Consider the following 21,827-nt stretch of genomic DNA (forward strand, 5'->3'; position numbering starts at 1 on the left):
GCGTCTAGGGCGAGGGCCCGGGGGCGAACCGCCATGATGAACGCCGCTCTCCCCCTATGCGCTTGGCAGGCGCCACCCGGATCGGGTGTGGGGAGGTGCAGCGGGGCCCCAATGCACGTGGCGGATATGAGAAGACCGCCCCCGCGACGACCGGGTGACGTCGTCGGCGGCACGCCACCCTGCACCGTTTCGTGCAGGCCGCCCTGCTGGCGTCAGAGCAGTGACGATGACGCGCCCGACATCCTGGCTCGGGATCGGTACTCCATGGCAACGGTGCACCGGTGAAGCCAGGTCCCATCGGACCCGAAACCGAGGGAGAACCTCGTGCCGAAGTACAGCTTCACCGCCGAAGAGCTCGCCGACGCCCTGGTCCCTGGGGAGATCACGAGCGCGAGCGGCACGTTGAACGCATCCTCGCCGCAGGCCGCCAGGGAGGCGGTCGAGCGCAGCTTGCGCAGCAGGGGATACGAGCCGACCGGCGACATCACGATCACCCAGAAGTAGCCGTACCTGCCCCCGCCTACACCCCATGAACGGCGCGCGGCCCCGGTGCTCGAACACCGGGGCCGCTGTTTGGGCCGTTACCACCTGCTAGGGAGACCACGACCCATGAACCACATCGTCACTGTTCAGGACGCTGTTACCGCATTCGCCGACTGGATCGAGCCGACGGACGCGGAGCTGGACGCGATCGAGCAGGAGATGCCCGTCATCCGGGCGGACGTTGACCTGCTCGACGCGCAGATCATCACGCTGGACCGCATCCCGACCGAGCTGGACAACCGGCGCCTGCGCCGGGCCCGCCGACGGGCACTGGCCGCGCGGCTCGCCGCAGCGAAGACCACCGCCGCCGCGACGGTGCCCGGGGGTGCCGCATGAGCGCCACCCGGAGCCTGGCGGCCGCGCACGCCGAGGTGAAGGCGGAGATCACGCGGACCGACACCAAGACCGGTCTCCTGCTGGCGTTCGTCGGCGCGGTCCTGGCTGGCGCCTGGACGGTCGCCCGCGACCTGCCCCTCACTGTCCCTGCATACATCGCGGGCGGGCTAGGGACGGTGCTGCTGGTCGCGGCGGCCGGTCTGCTGCTGCGCTCCACCCGGCCGAACCTGCGCGGCCGGCACGGCTTCCCGCTGTGGGCCACGCTCACCGCCGAGGAGATCACCGACGCTGTCGCGATCGACCTGGCCGCCGACATCGCCGGACTCTCCCGGCTCGCGGTCGCCAAGTTCACGATCCTGCGCCGCGCGGTCGACCTCACCTGCGCTGGCGGGGCGCTGCTCATCCTCGCTGTGCTGCTGACGCTGGGGGGTGCGCGGTGAACGCCACCAAGCTGACCCGCGTTCAGGTCGGGGTGCTGACGGCCGCGTTCGTGCCGATGCTCGCCACGGGCGTGTTCGGCGGGATCGGCACGTACAGCAACATCGGCCACGCCTACGGCAAGGGCACCGCGCTGGGCGCGCTCGCGGCCGGAGAGGGCGCCACCGCCGTGCTCGCCCTGGTCCTGCTCGGGCTGACCATGCTCGGGCAGTCCTCCCCGCGCATCGTGCGGGCCGGGCTGTGGGCGCTGCCGGCCGCCGCCGCCGTCATGGGCGCCATGGCCGCACCGGATCCGGGGCGCACGGTCATCTACGCCCTGACTCCGATGGGCATGTCTGTCTCGGCTGAGGGCATGGCGTTCCTCGCCCGAAGGATCGTCGTCCACACCGACGGCCGCGACGCGGAGAACGAACGCCGCACCGCCGATCTGGTCCAGGCGCTCGCCTACCACCGGGCCCGCGCCACCCAGCACCCCAGCGACCGAGTAAAGAAGTGGTCGGAGCGCAAGTCGTGGCGGCTGGCCCGCAAGGTCGGCGTCGGCGACACCGCGCTCGGATCGAGGCTGCTCGACGTGCAGCGCGACCGGCTCACGGCCGGAGCGGATGCCGCACTCGCCTCGATGTTCGGCGGAACCGCCCCCACCCCCACCCTCGATGCCGCACACTCCGCGAATACGGAGGAATCCACCGTGACCGTCAGGAAACGGTCTACGGCTGAACTGCGGGAATCGCCCCCTGACCCGGTGGTGACACTGACCCGTCTGACCGTGCCGGAGCCGGTGGCGGTCGACCTGGGCAAGTCGATCCCTCCGCTCAAGCCGGTGCCCGCGATCCCCGCCCCGATCGAGCCCCCGACCGCCAAGCCCGTGCGGCGGGCCGTGGCTGCGGAATCGACCCCGCCGGGCCGCCGGGCGACCGGTCGACTCCCCGACGTGGCCCGATCGCCCCGGCCCAAGCGCACCCCCGAAGAACTGCTCGCCGAAGCGCGGTCGGCTACGGCCGAATGGCCGGACGCGAAGGTGACCGCCGAGGGCATCCGCCGCGCGATCCGCACCTCACCGGCCAACGCCCGCACGCTGCGCGACACCCTCCTCGCCGAACGCGCCGCCTGACCTGCGGCAAGCCCCTGAGACGGAGATCAGTCGTGAAGACATCCGTGAGCACGCACAAGCTGCCCGGCTACGGCTCCACCCTGCGCACCTCCAGGCGGTTGACCGAGCAGGCCGTCAAGCTCGTCAGCCGGTCCGTGTCCGGCCGTATGCCGGACGTGGAAGTCATCCTGACCAACGAGCGCGGCATGGCCGAACTGATGGTCGCCGCTGACGTCGCCCTGGCCGGCGCCGTCGACCGCCGCGCCCTCAAGCGCGCCACCCGCCAGGCCAAGCACACCGCCCGTGAGGTGCAGGGGGCGGCGATCCCGCGCCCGGACGGCTCGACGCTGATCCTGATCGACGCCGACAAGCACCCGACCCCGGCGGACTTCGCTGTGACGCTCGTGCACGAGCTGGTGCACGCCATGCAGTTCAGCCGCAAGGGCGTGGTGGAACGGATCGTGCGCAACACCCGCGACGGTCTCGGCGTCGAGCGCCAGTCCCGCCGCCAGGCCCGCGAGTACGAGCAGCTGGTGGAGCTGGACGAGAACGAGGCGCACAGCCGCGAGTACCTCGCCGAGAAGCTCGTCCCCGGCGCCCGCGCCGCCTGACGCACACCGCACTGCTGCCCGGGGGTGGCCCCTTGTCTGCCAGGACCAGGCCACCCCGGGCGTCTCCCTCAACTCCCGCCCCCGCTCGGGGCAGTCAGGAGAACCCTCAGCATGTCCGACAACGTCGTACGCCTCCACAATGACCCCGAACCCCCCTCGCAGGACGCACCGGTGACCACGCTCACCGTGGTGCCCGACGTCCCCGCGCCGGCCCGGGTGCCGCTGTGGGTGCGCTCCGGGCGGGCCGTCAAGCGCATCGCCACCGACGAAAAGACCACCGCCACCCTCCGCGCGGTCGCCCGGCACGGGATGTACACCATCAACGGCAGCCGGATCATGGCCCGCCGTACCTGGGACGGCCGCACCGGCTCCCGCTACGAACGCATGATCCGCGCCGCTGAAGCCGCGGGGAACCACGAGCTGGCCGAGGAGTGGGAGGAGCGTCTCCAGCGCTTCCGCGATGCCCGGCACCGGCGCCGCATGGACCTGCTCACCTCGCCCGTCGACGTGGCCAAGGGCGCCGCCATCGGCACCGGGATGAGCATCGGAACCCTGGTCGCCCTCGGCATCGTGATGGCCCTCAACACCAAGGACATCGCCGACGTCATCACCCCGCTGAGCGCGGTGATCGAGTTCATCGGCCTGCTCATCACCATCGTTCAGGTCGTCTGGCCCTACGCCATCACCCTTGGCCCGCTGTTCGCCCTGCTCGCCCTGTGGTCGGTCGGCCGCAGGCAGCAGGCCGCACCCAACTGGGCACTGCCCGACAACGTCCGCAACGGCGAAGGTGAGCCGATCACGCCGTCCATCGTGGTCAAGGCCCTGCGCGACCTCGGAGTACCGGCCCTGCGCAACGCCATCAAGGAGATGGGCGACGCCGGCGCCTCCATGCTCGGGCCGATCCGGATCGCCGGATGCGGCGTGGAGGTCGACGTCACGCTCCCGTCGGGGGTGTCGACGGTGGAGGTGCAGCAGCGGCGCCGCAAGCTCGCCGAGAACCTCACGAGGCATGAGCACGAGGTGTTCATCACCATCCCCCAGGCCGCCCGCACGGTGCGGCTGTGGATCGCCGACTCCGGGGCGCTGGACGAGCCGATCGGCCCGTCTCCGCTGGTCACCGACGAGACGATGACCGCCGACTACGCCAAGGGCAAGGCGCCGTGGGGCCAAGACCTGCGCGGGGATGCGGCGGCCCTGAGCCTGTATCAGCGACACCTGCTCATCACGGGCCTGTCCAACCAGGGCAAGACCGTCGCGCTTCGGTCGTTGGCGCTGTGGCTGTCGCTGGACAAGTCGGTGCAGTTCCTCATGGGCGACCTCAAGGGCGTGGGCGACTGGGCCATGTTCGACGGGCTGGCCAGCACGCTCATCCAGGGTCCGACGGATGAGCACGTGATCCAGGTGACCGAGATGGTTGAGGGCGCCGTGGACGAGATGAACCGACGTATCCAGGCGCCGCCCGGAACGACGTTCCCGCCGCTGATCGTGCTGGTCGACGAGGCGCAGGTGGCGTTCATGTGCCCGGCCAAGGACGCCGACAAGCGCCCCTACGGCGGCGCCAAGGCCAACTCCCGGTACTTCATGGCTGTCCGGAAGATCCACAACCAGGGCCGGGCGGTCAACGTGCTGATGTGGCAGGGCACTCAGGACCCGACGAACGAGAACCTTCCCAAGCTGGTCCGCGAGGGCGCCCACACGCGGGCCTCTCTGGCGCTGGGCACCGAGTCGCAGGCCCGCATGGCGCTGGGGGACAAGGCCGTCGATGGCGGCGCCGCTCCCAACCTGCTGCGTCCCGGCCTAGACCGGGGAACCCTGGTCGTCGCATCCGACGGCATCACCATCCCGGCCGGACAGTCGTCCATCACGGTGCGCACGCACTACATCGACGACGACAGCGCCGAGGCCATCACCGACCGGGCCAAGGCGATCCGCGACGGCGTCACCACCCTGCACGCCATCGAGCAGGGCGAGGAGCGTGACTCGCTCGCCGACATCGCGAGCGTGCTCGGGGAGTCCTCGCGGGTGCGGACCAAGGATGTGCTCACCCGTCTGGCGAACCTGAACCAGGACGCCTACGGCGGCTGGTCGTTCATCGACCTCAAGCGCGTCCTGGACGACGCCGGCGCCGAGCCGTACAAGTCCGACGGCGTCATGGTCGTCAGCCGCGACCGCGTCGCCCGCGCCCTCGCCAACCGCGATGGAGACGGTTCCGCTTCCGCCGCCGAATGACAGGGAGCCGACCCCCGACGGGTCAGGGAGGCAGGGAGAACTCCCTAACCCCCTCCCTGACCCGCCTCCCTGGCCCTGACCTGCACAAATGATCAGTCAGGGAGTCAGGGAGGCACGCAGGTCAGCACCCCTGAAACCCCCTCCACAGCACTCCCGGAAGGGGGTGCCTCCGCCTCCCTGAACCGGCACCGGAAGGGATTCCACATGTACCCCGAACAGCACGGCCAAGCCCCCGCCGAGAGGGCCGTGGAAGTCCACCACCCCACCCCCATCGCCCCCGCCGCTGTGACGCCGGCGCCGCTCATACCTGTCCAGCCCGGCACCGTCCCGTCCGTGGCGAGCGTGGTCCTGCCCGACGGCCGGGTCGTCACCGGCTACGCCATCGAGCCCGCCAAGCCCGAACCGGCCGCGACCAAGCCCGTCGTCTCCCGCACAGCGGTGAACGTCGCCCTCGGTGGCATCGGGTTCCTCGCCGTCTGCGGCGGCCTGCTGCTGCTCACCACATTCATCACCGCCCTGACCGCGCTCATCACGCAGCTCATCACCCTCGCCGCCGTCATCTTCGGCGGCTGGATCGCCGTGCAGGTCTTCAGCGCGAGCAGCCACAAGGGCGGCAACACCTTCAACATCCGCAAGGCCGTCTTCAAGCGCAACCACTTCAACGGCTGACAGGAGCCCACGTGTTCGAGATCCGCGTCATCTGCGACCCCGCCGACACTGACCGTGTCGTCGCCGCACTGGACGGCACATTCACCGTCGGCACCGTGACCGTCTGCCCAACCCACGACGGCAAGCGACACCGCCTGTACGCCCCCGCCGACCTCCGCCCCACCCCGGCGGACTGGCCCACCCCCGAGGAGGCGTACTCCAAGGCGCCCAGCATCGTCAGCGAGATCGGCTGGACCGCGCGCACCATCGCCACGGCCGAGTGCTTCACCGAGCTGGACCGGGAGTTCTACCTGCGCAAGGCCGCCCTGCTGGACCGCATCGCGCTCATGGACGAACCCACCCCCGCCAGCGGCCTCGCCACCGAGACCGCCGAAGCGGCGGCCGTCTCCCTGCTCGACATGGACCAGCCCGGCCTGATCTGCGACCCGCGCGCCTACGTCCGCCAGCAGTACGCCCTCCTGGCCGTCGACGACCAGTAGCTACGCCAAGGGCGGCCCCCACCTCACGCCAATGAACGCGGGGCCGCCCTTGTCCACCTGCCACTCAACTGACCTGTGGAGGTCTTCCAGCATGACGCAACCCACCGTCATCCGGCGAGTGCCGGACACGTTCCGCCCGTTCCGGGTGCTGGACGCCTACTCGTGCATCGGCGGCGGCACCAAGGGCATCAAGCGAGCCATCCCGGGCGTGCACGTCACCGGTGTCGACGTCCAGGCGCAGCCGGACTACTGCGGCGACGCCTTCCACCAGGGCGACGCTATCGAGTTCATCCGCGCGCACGGCCACGAGTTCGACTTCATCCATGCCTCTCCGCCCTGCCAGGGCGAGGGCGCTCCCACTAAGGGCACCAATCGGGCTCGCAACGCAGCCATCGGCCGGACCTATCCGCGGCTCATCGCCCCCACCCGGGCCGCGCTGGAAGCGACCGGGCGGCCGTACGTGATGGAGAACGTGGCCGGCTCCGAGGTCCGCAAAGACCTGCGTCTGTGCGGCGAGATGTTCGGCCTAGGCGTGATCATGCACCGCTACTTCGAGTTGGGAGGCTGGACCACTCCGCAACCGGCCCACCCCCGGCACCGGGGCTACGTGCGCGGCTGGCGTCACGGCGTCTACCGCGACGGCCCCTACGTCGCCGCGTACGGCGCCGGCGGAGGCAAGGCCACCGTGGAGGAGATCCGCACGGCCAAGGGCATCGACTGGTCCACCGACCACCTGCGCCTGCGGGAGGCACTCCCGCCCGCCTACACCGAATGGATCGCCCACGCCTACCTCGCCACCCTCGCACCCGCGCTGGAGGTAGCCGCATGAGCACGCTGCACGAACCCCTGCGGACCGCGCTGACCCTGGCCGCCACCGGTGTCCCGGTGCTGCCCCTGCGCGAGGGCAAGGCACCGTTCGGCAACTGCCACCGGTGCGCGAACAACGCGTGCGGCGGCCGGCCGAACATGAAGAGCGCTGGACTGTGCCGCTGCCCTGGTGTCTGCCACGCGTGGGCCGCCGCCACCACCGACCCGGCCGTCCTCACCTCCCCGGCCTGGACGGCCGCATGGCGGCGGGCTGTCTGCGTCGCCTACCACCCGGGCGCCGCCGGGGTGACCGTGGTGGACCTGGACGACGCAGCGGCCGTCGACTGGGCCCGCGCTGCTCTGCCCGCCACACGGGCCGTGCGGACGACGCGCGGTGAGCACTGGATCTACCGGGGCACCATGCCGTCGCACAACGCGGTCCGTCCTGGTGTCGACATCAAGTCGACCATGGCCTACGCCCGGTATCTCGGGCCCGGCACCGGCACCATCACCGCCCTGCCGGACACCGTCCGCGCGCTGGCCGTGAAAGAACCGCCCGCCGTCCGGCCATCGCCCCGTTCCGTCTCCGTGCCCGCACGGTCCGACGGCGGGCAGTGCCCGCACCGCACGCCCGTCTTCCTGGAACGCGGCATCACCATGGCGGAGCAGCGCATCACGCAGGCCCGTAGCGCGATCCACGCCACCGTGTACGGGGCGTTCCTGGCCGTGCTGTCGACCCACGGCCGGTGCGGCTGCCTCACCGACACCCACGTCGCCCGGTTGTTCACCGCCGCGCAGGCCAAAGGCGAAACCCTGCGGCACTGCACGGACGCGTGGACCAACGCCCGCACCACGTTGGGACTGTGACCATGTCCGACGACGACAAGAACCCCGCACGCGAGGTCATCACCGACTACGCGCAATCCCACTTCCGGTACTTCCGCACCGCCGATGGCACCGTGTACGCGCAGAGGAACGGCCACCCCGTGGCCCGCCCGATCCGCTCCCAGGGCACCACGGGAAGCCACCGGCAGGAACTCATGGTCGGACTGTTCAAGGACGGCATCGGCGTGTTCAACGGCACCGCCATGAAGGAGGCGCTCGACTTGATCGAGGCACTCGCGCTGACCGAGGACGTGCAGCCCGTGCACATCCGCGTCGCCCCTGGATTCGACGGGGCCACGTGGCTCGACCTGGGCCGCAGCGACGGGCAGTCCGTGCGGATCCACCCCACCGGCTGGGACATCCGCACCCCGGACCCGCGTGAGGTGTGTTGGCGGCGCACCCAGCTCACCGGGGAACTGCCCCTGCCGGTCAAGGACACCGACGGCAAGGGCATCGATCTGCTGATGCGGCTGTGCAACTTCGCCACAGCGGAGACCGAGTGCCTGGCCATCGCCTGGCTCATCGGCTGCCTGGGGCCGACGGTGCCCGTCCCGGCGCCGTTCCTCACCGGGCCGCAGGGGGCGGGCAAGTCCACCGGTGGGCGGATGCTCGTGCGGATCATCGAGGGCATGACCGGGGACCTGCGCCGGGCCCCGAAGGATGAGGAGAACCTGATCACGGCGGTGGCGGCCGGTTGGGTCACCGCCCTGGACAACCTCTCCCACATGACTCCGGAGCTGTCCGACGCGATGTGCTGCATCGTGACCGGGGCGGAGAACGTCAAGCGCGCCCTGTTCACCGATGGGGACGTCTTCCGCGTCGGCTACCGCCGTCCCCTGCTGCTGACCGGCATCGACGTCGGTGTCATCCGGCCGGACCTCGCCGAACGGCTGTTGCCCCTGCGGCTGGAACGCCCCCGCGTCCGACGCACGGAGGCGGAACTGTGGTCCGACTTCGCGGAGGTGCTGCCCGTCATCCTCGGCTCGCTCCTGGACCTCACCGTGCAGGTGCGCGCGGCTGAGGCGGATATCCCGACGGACCTGCGCATGGCCGACTTCGCGCACCTGTGTGCGCAGCTCGACGCGGCCACCGGTCTGGGGGCGCTGGCTGCCTACCGGGCCAGCCTGGACGACCTCAATGACGACGTCATCGAGGGCGACTTGCTAGCGCAGACGGTCCTCAAGCACGCCGCCGGCATCGCCCCGGGCGCCGAGCAGCGGATGACGTCCGCTGAGTGGCTGCACTGCCTCACCGGCCTCTACACGGGCGAGGACTTCCGTCCCCTGCCTAAAGGGTGGCCGACCACCGGCAAGGTGCTCTCAGACCGCCTCAAGCGCCTTCAGCCCACCCTCGCCGCCCGGGGCGTCCTCATCGACTGGGGGCGCACCAAAACGTCCCGCTACATCGAGATCGCCCGGCCGTCCTCCGCACCGCCGCCGCACGAGCAGGAACCGGCCTTCTGACCGCGCGGCACCACGGCTGCCGGAACAAGCAAGAGGAGCACCCGGCGGCGCGTGCTCCTCTTGCTGTGCGGCGGCGGCGCCGCCCTGCGATGGACGCGCCGCGAAGCGGCCCCTTCTTCACACTCTCAGCCGCGCACCACTACAGACACCACCCCTCGCTTGTCCGAAGTAGAAGACCCTGCGTCACCTGCGTCACCCACACCCCGTAAATGGTCTGTGACCTGCTGAAAGAGCGGTGACGCAGACGGCCTATTTCCACGTCACCCTGCGTCACCCGCGTCACCCGATGACGAAGGCCTGTGTCACCGGTGACGCACCCCCAGGTTCCTGCGTCACCTCGAAGCCGCAGGTCAGAGGCGTGAATGACGCAGATGACGCGGGTGACGCAGAAATCCGCACCTCGGACAGACACGGACCCGCTTGCCCACCCTGCCCGCTGAACTCTCCGAAGGAGTCACTGCCTTGGCCCGCCCCAAGATGCTCAAGCTCCCCGAAGTCCTCGAAGAGATCGAGATGAGCCGCGCCGCGTTCTACCGCATGCGCGCCCGCGGCAAGGCCCCCAAGCTCATCAAGCTCCCCAACGGACAGCTCCGCTGTCGCCGCAGCGACCTGGACGCGTGGTGGGCCGAGCACGAGATGTGCGCCTGACCACGACCGACCCGAGGGGACCTCGCGGTTTGGCGAGGTCCCTTCTCCGTGAAGGAGAGCCATGCACAGCTACGACGTGCGCATTTGGAGCATCCGGAAGCGTCCGAGCAAGGCCGCGCCGTTCCAACTGCGGTGGCAGGTGGACGGCAAGGAGCACCAAGAGAAGTTCGCTACCAAGACACTCGCCGATGCGCGCCGCGCGGAGCTGCTGACAGCCACACGCAAGGGCGAGCCGTTCGACACGGAAACCGGGCTCCCCGTCTCCGAGGTGCGAGAGCGAAACCGCACGAACTGGTACACCCATGCTCGCGCGCACGCGGCCCGAAAGTGGCCGACAGCAGCAGCGAAGCACCGCGCGAGTATCTCGGAGAGCCTGACCATCGCCACGATGGCGCTGTGCCCGGCCGGGAAGGGCCGACCGGCGGACGAACTCTTGCGCCGCGCGCTTTACCAGTGGGGATTCAACGCGGGCCGCCACGGCCAGGAACCGCCAGAGGCGGAAGGCAAGGCGCTGGCATGGGTGGAGCGCAACGCGCCGGCCGTGGTCGACCTCGACAGCGCCCAGCGCGTGCGGGCGGTGCTGGAACACCTGGCCAAGCGGCAGGACGGCAAGCCGGCCGCCGCCAACACGTTCCGGCGCCGCCGCGCGGTGCTGAGCAACTGCCTGCGCCTGGCCGTCGAACACGAGCTGCTGCCCGGCAACCCGCTGCACCGCGTCCACTGGGAAACCCCCAAGGCGGTAGAGGAGCTGGACGTGCGGAGCGTCGCCACGCCGGCGCAGGCACGGGCCCTTCTGGACGCCGTCCGCGCTCAGGGGCCCCGTGGGGCGCACTTGGTCGCGTTCTTCGCGTGCATCTACTACGCGGCGATGCGACCCGAGGAGGTGTCCATGCTCAGCGCTGAACAGTGCGACCTCCCGTCGGACGGGTGGGGCCGTCTCATGCTGGCCGGCGCACGGCCACAGGTCGGATCGGCGTGGACGGACGATGGCAAGCCGTACGAGGAACGGCAACTGAAGCACCGGGCCCATCGCGCGGTCCGACCGGTGCCCATCCCGCCCGTGCTGGTCGGCATCCTGCGGGACCACCTGGAAGTGTCCGGGACCACGGCCGACGGTCGGCTGTTCAGCGCCGTGCGGGGTGGCCCGGTTCGGTCGCAGGAGTACGGGGCGGTGTGGAAGGAGGCCCGGCGGAAGGCGCTTACGCCCGCGCAGGTCGCCTCTCCGCTGGCCGCCATCCCGTACGACCTTCGGCACGCGTGTGTGTCGTTCTGGCTCCGCTCCGGGGTGAGCCTGGCCGAGACGGCACGCCGCGCGGGCCAGAGCGTCGCTGTACTTCAGCGCTACTACGCCAAGGTGCTGGATGGCGAGGAGGACAGGATGAACGCCCTGATCGATCAGGGTTTGGCGGAACACGCGGAGGGGGCCGAGGGGCGCTGATTCTTGGCCGCAGGTTGGCCGCACGCACTGGTCAGAGGTGGGATACCGCTGAACCAGGGTGAGACAGGGTGCATGCAGAAGGGGTGCCCCTCCGGAGAGGGGCACCCCTTCTGACCTGCAACATCTATGACCTGCGCGGAGGCGGTGGGATTTGAACCCACGGTGACATCGCTGCCACGACGGTTTTCAAGACCGTTCCCTTCGGCCGCTCGGGCACGCCTCCCCGCGCCGGCCGTGATCGGCGGCGCGGGGACAAGGGTAACGGGTCGGTGCGGGCGGGTGGGGGTCAGTTGTCGCCGACGCGGGAGCCGAGCGTGACCTCGACCGTGTGCTGCTTGCCGCCGCGCTCGTAGGTGATGGTGACCTTGTCGCCGGGCTGGTGGGTCCAGATCTCGCCGATCAGCGTGGGGCCGGAGTCGATCACCCGGTCGTCGAGCTTGGTGATGACGTCGCCGGGCTTGAGGCCCGCGTCGGCGGCCGGGCCGCCCGGCTCGACCGGTGCCGCGCCGCCCGCGCCCTGGTCGGTGATCTGCGCGCCCTCGGAGCTGTCGTCCAGGGAGACGGACGCGCCGATCTTCGCGTACACCGGCTTGCCGTTCTTGATCAGCTCCTGGGCTACGTACTTGGCCTGGTTGATCGGGATGGCGAAGCCCAGGCCGATCGAGCCCGACTGCCCGGTGCCGAAGCCGCCGTTGCCGGTGGACTGGATCGCGGAGTTGATGCCGATGACATTGCCCTGCGCGTCCAGCAGCGGACCGCCGGAGTTGCCCGGGTTGATCGAGGCGTCGGTCTGCAGGGCGCTCATGTACGACGCCTGGCTGCCGCTGCCGTCGCTGGAGGCCACCGGGCGGTTCTTGGCGCTGATGATGCCCGTCGTCACCGTGTCGGACAGGCCGAACGGGGCGCCGATCGCGATGGTCGAGTCGCCGACGGCCACCTTGTCCGAGTCGCCGAGGGTGAGCGGCTTCAGGTCGGCGGGGGCGTCCTTGAGCTTGATGACGGCCACGTCGTAGCCCTGCGCGTGACCGACGACCTCCGCGTCGTACTTCTTGCCGGTCGGGAAGGTCGCCGTGAGCTTGCCACCGTCCACCGCGTCCGCCACCACGTGGTTGTTGGTGACGATGTGGCCCTGCTTGTCGAAGACGAAGCCCGTGCCGGTGCCGCCCTCGCCGCTGGTGCTCTCGGCCTCGATGGTGACCGTGCTGGGCAGCGCCTTGGCGGCGACACCCGCGGTCGTGCCGGGGTCACGCTTGACGTCACCGCCGTTCGCGGAGGCCGAGACCGTCGTCGAGCCGGTGCTCTCGTCGTTGTCCTTCGCCAACACGTAGCCGAGCCCGCCGCCGATGCCGCCCGCCACCAGCGCGGCCACCAGGACCGCGGCGACCAGACCGCCGCGCCCGCGGCCGGACTTCGGCGCCGGCTGCTGGTACGACGAACCCCAGCCGCCCGGTCCGGCCCCGGAACCGCCGTCGCCGTAGGGGGCGGTCGGCGGCGGGGGCGGGGGCCAGGACGGGTCGGGGGCGGAAGAGGATGAGGAGGCGGTGGCAGGGTCGCCGGGGTGACCGGCGTCCCTGGCTGCGCCCTGCCCCTGCGGGTCCGGTGCCTGGGCGTCCTGACCGTACGGCCCCTGGGGAGCCTGCCCCTGAGGAGCCTGTGCCTGGGGCGGCTGTGCCTGGGGCGCCGGAGCAGCGGGAGCGTCCACCGGCACGGGGGGTGCGGACGGGGCGGGGGGTACCGCGGTGCCCTCGTTCTCGGTGCTCACAGCTTCTCTCCTAGATCCACGGCTGTTTTCCGGGTCGCACTCGGTCACGCTTGTCCACGCCGTCCGACGGTCCGGCGCGCTGCAGCTGTGCTTGTCCCTTTGTATGCCGTCAGCTTTTCCCACAGGCCGTCAGAGCACCATAAGCGGTGCCTGTGCGTCCGCGGCCATTCTTTATATAGGTCATTACTGGCGATAAGGATGCAATCCCAATGCCTCCGTCCGGACCTGTCCCACCGTCGAGTCCGTCCGACCGGACGCGTACCCGCACTCGGTGGCACCATGACGCGGTGACCCACGCACGACAGCATGTGATTCAAGTCGTCGCCCACCGCGGAGCCTCCGAGGACGCCCCGGAACACACCCTGGCCGCGTACACCAAGGCGATCGAGGACGGCGCGGACGCCCTCGAATGCGATGTGCGCCTCACCGCCGACGGCCACCTGGTGTGCGTACACGACCGCCGGATCAACCGTACGTCCAACGGCCGTGGCGCGGTCTCCGCGCTGGAGCTCGCCGACCTCGCCGCCCTGGACTTCGGCTCCTGGAAGACGGGCGAGGCCTGGAGGGGACGCGACGAGGAGCCCGACTGGGAGCACCGCCCGGAGGACCGCGAGGCGACCTCCGTCCTCACCCTGGAGCGGCTGCTGGAACTCGTCGCCGACGCCGGACGCCGCGTGGAACTGGCCATCGAGACCAAGCACCCCACCCGCTGGGCCGGCCAGGTCGAGGACCGGCTGCTGGTCCTGCTGAAGCGGTTCGGACTCGACGCCCCGGCCACCGCGGAAGAGTCCCAGGTGCGGGTCATGAGCTTCTCCGCCCGCTCGCTGCACCGCGTGCGTGCCGCCTCGCCGAGCCTCCCGACGGTCTACCTGACGCAGTTCCTCTCCCCCCGGCTGCGCGACGGACGGCTGCCCCCGGGCGTACGGATCGCAGGCCCCTCCATCCGCATCGTGCGCAACCACCCCACGTACATCCAGCGCCTCAAGCAGGCCGGGCACCAGGTGCACGTGTGGACCGTGAACGAGCCCGAGGACGTGGACCACTGCGTCGAACTGGGCGTCGACGCCATCATCACCAACCGCCCGCGCGCGGTACTGGACCAGCTCGGCCGCTGATCACCGGCCCCGAACCCCCGACTCCTGGCCTCGGCGCCCTCAACCTCTCAAGTCACACCAGAACCACGCACACCCCTTGACCCCACGCCTCGACGGGCGGGATCCTCCCTTATCGGCCACACCGATGATTTCCAGCCATGTGATTACAGGGAGTGCTCCGGCGCGTTCGTTCCGTATTCACGCATGGTGAATGCGTCACCGGACGTGGATTGGCCGGTTTCCGGTACAGGCCAATGGGGCATCCACACCGTGGCGTGGGGCGAAGGAGGTCTCGGGGGTGGCGTTGGTGGTGGCACAGGAGGTGCCCACGTCGTCGAGCATGGCCGTACCCCATGGCCCTGCGGGCGTGGGGGAAGCGCGACACCGGATGCGTACGCAGCTGCGCAGAGGTGGCGTCGCGGAATCGGTCATCGACGACGCCGTGCTGATCCTTTCCGAGCTCTTGAGCAATGCGTGCAAGCACGGCAGGCCGCTGGGCGACGCGTTCGCCGGTGACGGTGACGTCCGTGCCGCGTGGCGTGTGGAACCGGCCGGCCGGCTCGTCGTGGAGGTCACGGACGGCGGCGGCCCGACCCGCCCCGCCCCCGCGACCCCGTCGGTCACGGCACACGGCGGCCGCGGGCTGAACATCATCACCGCGCTCGCCGACGACTGGGGCGTGCGGGACGACATCCGCGGCGAGGTCACCGTGTGGGTCATCGTCCACGACGACGTCCACGACCCGGACGCGGGCCACCGCCGCGACGACTTCGCCACGCGCGTCATCGCCCCCGCGGTCTCCCACATACCGGGGCTCGACTTCGCGGACGCCTTCGACGACATGGACTGAGACGACATGGACTGAGCGATGAACTGAGCGGAGGGCCGGGCGCTGAACCGGTGGCGGTTGTCCACAGGGCCCCGTCGCCGCGGCCCGAACGGCTAGGCTCGCGACCGTACGAGACGAGCCGTAACCGGGAGACCCATCGATGGCCAAGAAGCGACCCCAGACGAAGGCCAAGCGCCCGCAGACCACGGGCGGAGCCCGCACCGCTGGTGCCGATGGAGACGTTCCGGTCGTCGGCGCTCGCGAGCCCTGCCCCTGCGGCAGCGGCCGCCGCTACAAGGCCTGCCACGGCCGGGCCGCCTCGCACGCCGTGACCGAGCTGGTGCACCGCCCCTTCGAGGGCCTGCCCGGCGAGTGCGACTGGGTGGCCCTGCGCGAGCTGGTCCCGGCGGCCACGGTCGGGCTGACCCTCAAGGACGGCCTGCCCGAAGGCGTCCCGGCGGTCACCCTGGCCACGGTCCTGCCCATGGCCTGGCCGGCGCTGCGCCGCGACGACGGCTCGGTCCTGCTCGGCCTGCAGAACGACACCTCGTCCGGCGACATCAGCCGCGACCTCGCCGACACCCTCCAGCGCGCCCTGGAAGCCGATCCGGGCACGCCCGTCCAGGGCCGCCGCGCCCCGGCCGACGGCCCGCGGCTGCAGGACCTGCTCGACCCCGAGGGCGCGTTCGAGCCAGAAGTGCACAGCGGCTTCGAGTTCTGGGTGCCGGACCCGGAGAACGCCACGCCCGACGTGACCGCCTCCCTGGAGCGGGCCAACTCGGCGGCCATCCCGACCGTCAAGCTCCAGGGCGTGGACGCCGCGTACTGGTGCGAGACGCCGGAGAAGAACCACCTGCGGTGGGTCATGCCGCACGCCGAGGAGCTGCTTCTGGACGCGCTCGCGCGGCTGCACGCAGCGGGCCGCTCCAGCCTCGGCGAGGGCACCCGCCTGGTCGGTTCCTTCCGCGCTCACGGACTCACCGTGCCGGTGTGGGACCTGCCCAGCGGGGTCACGGCCGAGGACGTCGAGAAGCCGGCCGCGGAGTTCGCCGAGCGCCTCGCCGCCGCCCTGGCGACGGACGCGCCGCTCACCCCGGACGAGCGCCGTGCCCGCGGCGGCCTCACCAACCGGCAGGTCACGCTCAGCTGACGCCCGCCTCGCCCGCCTCGGGCTCAGCTGACGCCCGCCTCGGCCTCTCGGGCTCAGCTGACGCCCGCCTCGCCCGCCTCGGCACCCGGGCCGGCCGGACCACCGGCCGGCCGGGTTGTCGCGCCTTCGACGGTTCACAACTCCCGTCGGGGACAAGCCAGTCGGTGACCGGAAAGACGAGTTCGAATTTGCGAACCGCCGATCTCTTGTTACCGTTCCTGTAGCCCGGTTGCTGGTGCATCCCCCGTCGCCAGCAACCGGGTCTTTGCGTCCGCACTCCCGTGCACCGGACCGAGCCGCTCGCCAACTCCCCTTTTCCGCAGGTCAGTTGCTTCCCGAGCGCAGCAGCAGCGGGCCCAGCCCGCCCCGCTCGGCGAACTCCGCGACGGCCGTGTACGCCGCCGGATTCCCATGTGCGGGCTCCCGGGGCGTCTCACAGGTGCCCGGCTCGTCCTCCGCCCCCACGGCGCACGTCATGCGCACGTTTCGGTCGTCCGGGCCCATCAGGCTCAGCACGGCGTCCAGCGCCTCGCCCGTCGCGTTGCGGTAGTAGGTCCGCGCCCAGGTCTGCGCACCCTGCGTCACCACACAGGTCTGCGCCTCGATGCCGTCGGGGGAGGAGAGTTCGGGGCCGCAGCGCACGGCGGTCGACAGTCCCTGGCCGAGCGCGGGGAGAGCGGCGGCGGAGGGCTCCGGCGCCCCGGGCGCCTTGCCGTCGGCGCGCGGGGCAGGCCGTAGGGCACCGGAACCGGACACTCGGGCGTCGCCACTCACCGACCCGGCGGCCTCCTTCGAGCCCGCGGCGCCCACCGACCCGGCAGCGCCCATGGAACCCTTGGACCCCGCAGGCCCCGTGGCACCCACCGACCCCGCGGACGCCGCCGCCAGCGGTAGTGCGATCGCGCACGCCGCCAGGACGCCCGCGAGGGCGAGGAATCTGGTCTTTCGGGAGTCCCGGGAACGCTTTCGGGAGTCCCGGGAGTCCCGGGGACGCCCCCGGGCATGTCGCCGCATGGTTCCGGAACTTAACGCGCCGGGGCGGACACCGGGCCCGGCGCGCCCGACAGCCCTACAACTCGGGCGCGCTCACACCCGTACGAGTGAGCGCCTCGACCACGGCGTCCACCACGGCCTCGACGTCGGGCAGCCACGGGGAGGCCGATCCGGGCAGCGGCGCGCGCTCCCAGCGGATCTCGCCACCACCGGTCTCGGACGGAGGCAGGGCCAGATACCCGCCCTCGCTGTGGAAGCGGAGGGAGCCGGGTACGAAGTCCTTGGCGTAGAGCAGCTCACCGAGCTGCTCCATGGAGTACGGCTTGACGAGGATCGCCCAGCGGGCGGGGGAGGCCACGACCGGGCCGAGCCGCATGCCCATCCGGTCGAGCGCCTTGAGGGCGCGGGCGGCCGGCAGGGCCGGCAGGGAGACCGCGCAGGGGGCCTGGCCGCCGGTGGCCAGGACGATCGGCGCCGTCGGCCGGTTGCCCCACCACCAGCGCACCATGCGTGCGTCGGTGGTGGCCGCGAGGAGGCCGGGGTCGAAGGGATGCGCGCCGGGCACCGTGCAGTCGGGGTCGGGGCAGCTGCAGCGGGAGTGCCCCTGCGGGTCCGCCGCCACGCCCGGGAGTACGGGCCACCGCCACTGCGTCGCATAGGTCAGGGCCGCGTCGATCAGCTCAGGCTTGTCGTCGCCGCGCTGGGACAAGAGCCTGCGTCGCCTTCCGAGGATCTCGCGCATGAGCGCTCGTTCCTTTCCGTTGCACGCCTGGCAACACCGTGGTCCACGTCACATCATGTGTCGATCACTTCACTGTGCGTACCTGTTGGCGCATCACACCCCTGCTTGAAGCAAGGGGAACCCCTCCGGGTCGAGCTTTGGGCTGCCTCCACGGCCGCCCGCCCATACTGGGTCTGTCGAAAGCACGGGCGTGGCGCAGGGGTGGCGAAGTATGGCGTTTGCCGTCGCGCGTATTTCTCTCCGCCTCCGCCACGGGAGGATGGGGCACGGTCGTCGGTGGATAGGACGCCCGGTTCCGTCACCAGGTTCCGGGTGGTTCCCAACCACCCCTGGCCTTTACCGAGTAGGTACCCATCACGACCGTTGTGACGCTCCGTCGAGCAAGCCCAGTCGACCGCAATAAGCCGTCCCCTGAGGCAGTTTTAAGCCAACTTTGCATTTCCGCAAGAGGAAGGGGAGTTGTTCCCGCGCACCTCACGGACACCAGGAATCCCGGCAGGACAATGCTGGACATCTCCTCACGAGTGCGTGTACATGTGGAGACACTGCTAGCGACGCAGAATGACATGGGGGTTTGCGATGCTTTTGAGCAGTACGTACCGGTTGGAAGGCCGGACGCCATGAACGCTCCGCACCCTCCGAAAGTGGCTGGAATCGATTCAACGGTTCCGGCACCCGCACACACTGTCGCGCCCGTGGCGGCGGGTTCGCCCCCGGCCGTCCCCGCACCTCCCCCGGTCCCTCCCAGCGCCGTGCTCCAGGACCGACTCGCCGGCTGGGTCTCCGACCTCACCACCCTGCACGAACTCACCGAACGCCTGGCCCGCACGGCCACCCTCGACGAGGCGCTCCAGGAACTGCTGGAGGCCGGCGCCGCCCTGGTGGGCGCCCGGCGCGGCCTCGTCGTCCTGGAACCGGGCGACGGACTCGGCCCGGACACCACCATCGGCCTGGGTCTGGCCCGCGCCGATCTCGGCCACATCGAGACGGTGCCGCGCAGCGCCCTGTCCTACGGGCGGATCCTCGAAGGCCTGCCGGGCGGCGAGGGCGGCATCGCCGTGCCCGACCTGTTCGCGCAGGAGGGGCTCGACCCCCGCCACCGCGACGTCGCCGCCCGCCTCGGCTACGCCGCCAGCTACGCCCTGCCCCTGGCCACCGACCCCGCCGGCCGCCTCGGCGCCGCCGTGTGGCTCTACGACGAGCCCGCCGAACCGGGCGAGCGGCAACGCCACCTCGCCGGGCTCTACACGCGCTACGCCGCCGAGCACCTGGCCCGGCTCCTCGAACTGGAACGCACGCGCACGTCCATGGCCACGATGTCCGACGAGCTGCTGCCCGCGCGGCTGCCCCGGGTCGCGGGCGTCCAGCTGGCCGCCCGGCACCGCACCGGCCCGCGCGGCGGCGGCGACTGGTACGACGCCCTGCCGCTGCCCGACGCCGCCCTGGGCCTGGCCGTGGGGTCCGTCACCGGCTCGGGGCCCAGCGCGGTCGCCGCGATGGGACGGCTGCGGGCGTCGCTGCGCGCCTACGCCGTGATGGAGGGGGAGGACCCGGTCGCCGTCCTGTCCGATCTGGAGCTGCTGCTGCGGCTGACCGAGCCGGCCCGCTCGGCCACCGCTCTGTTCGGCTACTGCGAACCGGCGGCGCGCAAGATCACGCTGGCCGGTGCCGGGCACAGCCCGCCGCTGCTGATCGGACCGCGCCGCACCGAGTTCGTCGAGACCTCCGTCTCAGCCCCGCTGGGCATGCTCGCCTGCTGGGAGGCGCCGAGCGTGGAGATCCTCGCCGAACCCGGAGAGACGGTTCTGCTGTACACCGACGGGCTGCTGCACCGCACCGGCGAGGCCACCGACCGCGCCTTCGCCCGGCTGCACACGGCGGCGGCCGGAGTGCCCAGGGCCCTGCGCGGCGACCCCGGCGCGATCGCCGACCACGTCCTGCGGAGCGTGCTGCCGGACGGGCTGGACGCCGCGGAGGGTGCGGAGGACGTCGTCCTGCTGGCGGTCCGCTTCGAGTAACGCTCCTCGTCATCGCCCCGGGCCCGGTTCCGCGCCGCCGTACAGTGGAGGACGGTCCAGTGCCGTATCGAGGAGGATGACCGTGGCCGAGGAGCTCACCCCGGCAGTGCCGGATTCCGCTGCTGACGCAGTGGGCCCGGACGAGAGCGAAGAGCCGATCAAGCAGCGGAAGAACGGACTGTACCCGGGCGTGTCCGACGAGCTTGCCGAGAACATGAAGAGCGGCTGGGCCGACACCGAGCTGCGCGACCTCGAGCCCATCCCCCAGGCCGCCGAGACCGCCGCCCGCCGGGCCGCGCTCTCCGCGCGCTTCCCGGGTGAGCGCCTGGTGATCCCCGCGGGCAACCTGAAGACCCGCTCGAACGACACCGAGTACGCCTTCCGCGCCTCCGTCGAGTACGCCTACCTCACCGGCAACCAGACGGAGGACGGCGTCCTGGTCCTGGAGCCCAAGGACGAGGGCCACGAGGCGACGATCTACCTCCTGCCGCGCTCCGACCGGGAGAACGGCGAGTTCTGGCTGAACGGCCAGGGCGAGCTGTGGGTGGGCCGCAGGCACTCCCTCACCGAGGCCGGGACGCTGTACGGCATCCCCGCCTCCGACGTGCGCGAGCTGGCCGGGGCCCTGCGCGAGGCCACCGGGCCGGTGCGGGTCGTGCGCGGCTACGACGCCGGCATCGAGGCGGCCCTGACCGACAAGGTCACCGCCGAGCGCGACGAGGAGCTGCGGGTCTTCCTCTCCGAGGCGCGCCTGGTCAAGGACGAGTTCGAGGTCGGCGAGCTGCAGAAGGCGGTCGACTCGACCGTGCGCGGCTTCGAGGACGTCGTGAAGGTCCTCGACAAGGCCGAGGCGACCTCCGAGCGGTACATCGAGGGCACGTTCTTCCTCCGCGCGCGCGTGGAGGGCAACGACGTCGGCTACGGCACGATCGCCGCGGCCGGGCCGCACGCCTGCACATTGCACTGGGTGCGCAACGACGGGGCGGTCCGCCCGGGTGAGCTGCTGCTGCTCGACGCGGGGGTGGAGACGCACACGTACTACACGGCCGACGTGACGCGCACGCTGCCGATCAACGGACGGTTCAGCGATCTCCAGCGCACGATCTACGACGCCGTGTACGAGGCCCAGGAGGCCGGGATCGCGGCGGTGAAGCCCGGCGCGAAGTACCGCGACTTCCATGACGCCGCGCAGCGGGTACTGGCCGAGAAGCTCGTCGAGTGGGGCCTCGTCGAGGGGCCCGTGGAGCGGGTGCTGGAGCTCGGGCTGCAGCGGCGCTGGACGCTGCACGGCACCGGGCACATGCTCGGCATGGACGTGCACGACTGCGCTGCCGCGCGGGTCGAGGCGTATGTGGACGGCGTCCTCGAACCGGGGATGTGCCTGACCGTGGAACCCGGGCTGTACTTCCAGGCGGACGACCTCACCGTGCCCGAGGAGTACCGGGGTATCGGGGTGCGGATCGAGGACGACATCCTCGTGACGGAGGACGGGAACCGGAACCTGAGCGCGGCGCTGCCCCGGCGTTCGGATGAGGTCGAGGCGTGGATGGCGTCGCTCAAGGGCTGACGTTCGGGTGCGGGTGATCTGTGGCTCGTCGCCCTC

At 71.2% G+C, this 21,827-nt stretch carries 21 protein-coding genes and 1 tRNA gene; 18 read left to right on the plus strand and 4 right to left on the minus strand.

Annotated elements, in window-relative coordinates; genetic code table 11:
- The first annotated feature begins 324 nt into the window (after positions 1-324).
- From ACFZDE_RS18145 to ACFZDE_RS18205, 13 genes are all read left to right on the plus strand, one after another.
- Positions 325-504, plus strand: a complete 180-nt coding sequence (locus tag ACFZDE_RS18145; protein WP_391200683.1) for a hypothetical protein — start codon at positions 325-327, stop codon at positions 502-504.
- A 105-nt stretch (positions 505-609) separates the two neighbouring features.
- Positions 610-879, plus strand: coding sequence for a DUF6284 family protein (locus ACFZDE_RS18150; RefSeq protein WP_391200685.1), 270 nt, complete (start codon positions 610-612; stop codon positions 877-879).
- The gene (locus ACFZDE_RS18155) at positions 876-1,319 is read left to right on the plus strand and encodes a Pycsar system effector family protein (RefSeq protein WP_391200687.1); all 444 of its coding nucleotides are present in this window, start codon (positions 876-878) and stop codon (positions 1,317-1,319) included. The genes ACFZDE_RS18150 and ACFZDE_RS18155 overlap by 4 nt, the downstream gene beginning before the upstream one ends.
- Positions 1,316-2,428: a conjugal transfer protein gene (locus ACFZDE_RS18160; protein ID WP_391200689.1), complete on the plus strand. Its 1,113-nt coding sequence runs from the start codon at positions 1,316-1,318 to the stop codon at positions 2,426-2,428. The genes ACFZDE_RS18155 and ACFZDE_RS18160 overlap by 4 nt, the downstream gene beginning before the upstream one ends.
- A gap of 44 nt (positions 2,429-2,472) precedes the next feature.
- Entirely contained in the window at positions 2,473-3,018 is a 546-nt protein-coding gene (locus ACFZDE_RS18165; RefSeq protein ID WP_391200691.1) for a hypothetical protein, read from the plus strand.
- 111 nt (positions 3,019-3,129) lie between these two features.
- Positions 3,130-5,247, plus strand: a complete 2,118-nt coding sequence (locus ACFZDE_RS18170) for an FtsK/SpoIIIE domain-containing protein (RefSeq protein WP_391200693.1) — start codon at positions 3,130-3,132, stop codon at positions 5,245-5,247.
- Positions 5,248-5,451: 204 nt separating this feature from the next.
- Positions 5,452-5,916 carry a hypothetical protein gene (locus ACFZDE_RS18175; RefSeq protein ID WP_391200696.1) on the plus strand — a complete coding sequence of 155 codons (465 nt, stop codon included), beginning with the start codon at positions 5,452-5,454 and terminating at the stop codon, positions 5,914-5,916.
- 11 nt (positions 5,917-5,927) lie between these two features.
- A complete protein-coding gene (locus tag ACFZDE_RS18180) occupies positions 5,928-6,395 on the plus strand; it encodes a hypothetical protein (protein WP_391200698.1) in 468 nt (155 codons plus the stop codon).
- Positions 6,396-6,486: 91 nt separating this feature from the next.
- Positions 6,487-7,224, plus strand: a complete 738-nt coding sequence (locus ACFZDE_RS18185) for a DNA methylase (RefSeq protein ID WP_391200700.1) — start codon at positions 6,487-6,489, stop codon at positions 7,222-7,224.
- Positions 7,221-8,069, plus strand: coding sequence for a bifunctional DNA primase/polymerase (locus ACFZDE_RS18190; RefSeq protein WP_391200702.1), 849 nt, complete (start codon positions 7,221-7,223; stop codon positions 8,067-8,069). The genes ACFZDE_RS18185 and ACFZDE_RS18190 overlap by 4 nt, the downstream gene beginning before the upstream one ends.
- A 2-nt stretch (positions 8,070-8,071) precedes the next feature.
- Complete coding sequence (locus ACFZDE_RS18195; protein ID WP_391201348.1) at positions 8,072-9,550, plus strand: ATP-binding protein; 1,479 nt, start codon at positions 8,072-8,074, stop codon at positions 9,548-9,550.
- Between the two features lie 462 nt (positions 9,551-10,012).
- The gene (locus tag ACFZDE_RS18200; protein ID WP_210635412.1) at positions 10,013-10,198 is read left to right on the plus strand and encodes a helix-turn-helix domain-containing protein; all 186 of its coding nucleotides are present in this window, start codon (positions 10,013-10,015) and stop codon (positions 10,196-10,198) included.
- A gap of 61 nt (positions 10,199-10,259) precedes the next feature.
- Positions 10,260-11,636, plus strand: coding sequence for a tyrosine-type recombinase/integrase (locus ACFZDE_RS18205; protein WP_391200705.1), 1,377 nt, complete (start codon positions 10,260-10,262; stop codon positions 11,634-11,636).
- 136 nt (positions 11,637-11,772) lie between these two features.
- Here ACFZDE_RS18205 and ACFZDE_RS18210 read toward each other — a convergent pair.
- Together ACFZDE_RS18210 and ACFZDE_RS18215 are read right to left on the minus strand one after the other, a co-directional pair.
- Positions 11,773-11,859, minus strand: a tRNA-Ser gene (locus ACFZDE_RS18210).
- Between the two features lie 63 nt (positions 11,860-11,922).
- Entirely contained in the window at positions 11,923-13,398 is a 1,476-nt protein-coding gene (locus ACFZDE_RS18215) for a trypsin-like peptidase domain-containing protein (protein WP_390998321.1), read from the minus strand.
- A gap of 287 nt (positions 13,399-13,685) precedes the next feature.
- On the opposite strand from ACFZDE_RS18215, the gene ACFZDE_RS18220 reads away from it, so the two are divergent.
- The 3 genes from ACFZDE_RS18220 to ACFZDE_RS18230 all read left to right on the plus strand — a co-directional run bounded on the left by ACFZDE_RS18220 (position 13,686) and on the right by ACFZDE_RS18230 (position 16,471).
- Positions 13,686-14,513 carry a glycerophosphodiester phosphodiesterase family protein gene (locus ACFZDE_RS18220; protein WP_391200707.1) on the plus strand — a complete coding sequence of 276 codons (828 nt, stop codon included), beginning with the start codon at positions 13,686-13,688 and terminating at the stop codon, positions 14,511-14,513.
- A gap of 190 nt (positions 14,514-14,703) precedes the next feature.
- A complete protein-coding gene (locus tag ACFZDE_RS18225; RefSeq protein WP_390998326.1) occupies positions 14,704-15,342 on the plus strand; it encodes an ATP-binding protein in 639 nt (212 codons plus the stop codon).
- A gap of 139 nt (positions 15,343-15,481) precedes the next feature.
- Positions 15,482-16,471: a DUF5926 family protein gene (locus ACFZDE_RS18230; protein ID WP_391200709.1), complete on the plus strand. Its 990-nt coding sequence runs from the start codon at positions 15,482-15,484 to the stop codon at positions 16,469-16,471.
- A gap of 324 nt (positions 16,472-16,795) precedes the next feature.
- On the opposite strand, the gene ACFZDE_RS18235 is transcribed toward ACFZDE_RS18230, so the two are convergent.
- Positions 16,796-17,386, minus strand: a complete 591-nt coding sequence (locus ACFZDE_RS18235; protein ID WP_391201351.1) for a hypothetical protein — start codon at positions 17,384-17,386, stop codon at positions 16,796-16,798.
- Between the two features lie 154 nt (positions 17,387-17,540).
- Positions 17,541-18,206 carry a bifunctional DNA primase/polymerase gene (locus ACFZDE_RS18240; protein ID WP_390998333.1) on the minus strand — a complete coding sequence of 222 codons (666 nt, stop codon included), beginning with the start codon at positions 18,204-18,206 and terminating at the stop codon, positions 17,541-17,543.
- 503 nt (positions 18,207-18,709) lie between these two features.
- Between ACFZDE_RS18240 and ACFZDE_RS18245 the strand changes: the two genes are divergently transcribed.
- Positions 18,710-20,224: a SpoIIE family protein phosphatase gene (locus ACFZDE_RS18245; protein WP_391200710.1), complete on the plus strand. Its 1,515-nt coding sequence runs from the start codon at positions 18,710-18,712 to the stop codon at positions 20,222-20,224.
- A 76-nt stretch (positions 20,225-20,300) separates the two neighbouring features.
- Positions 20,301-21,791: an aminopeptidase P N-terminal domain-containing protein gene (locus tag ACFZDE_RS18250; RefSeq protein ID WP_390998339.1), complete on the plus strand. Its 1,491-nt coding sequence runs from the start codon at positions 20,301-20,303 to the stop codon at positions 21,789-21,791.
- The last annotated feature ends 36 nt before the right edge of the window (positions 21,792-21,827 follow it).

The sequence above is a fragment of the Streptomyces sp. NPDC007929 genome (assembly GCF_042959065.1).
GTDB lineage: Bacteria > Actinomycetota > Actinomycetes > Streptomycetales > Streptomycetaceae > Streptomyces.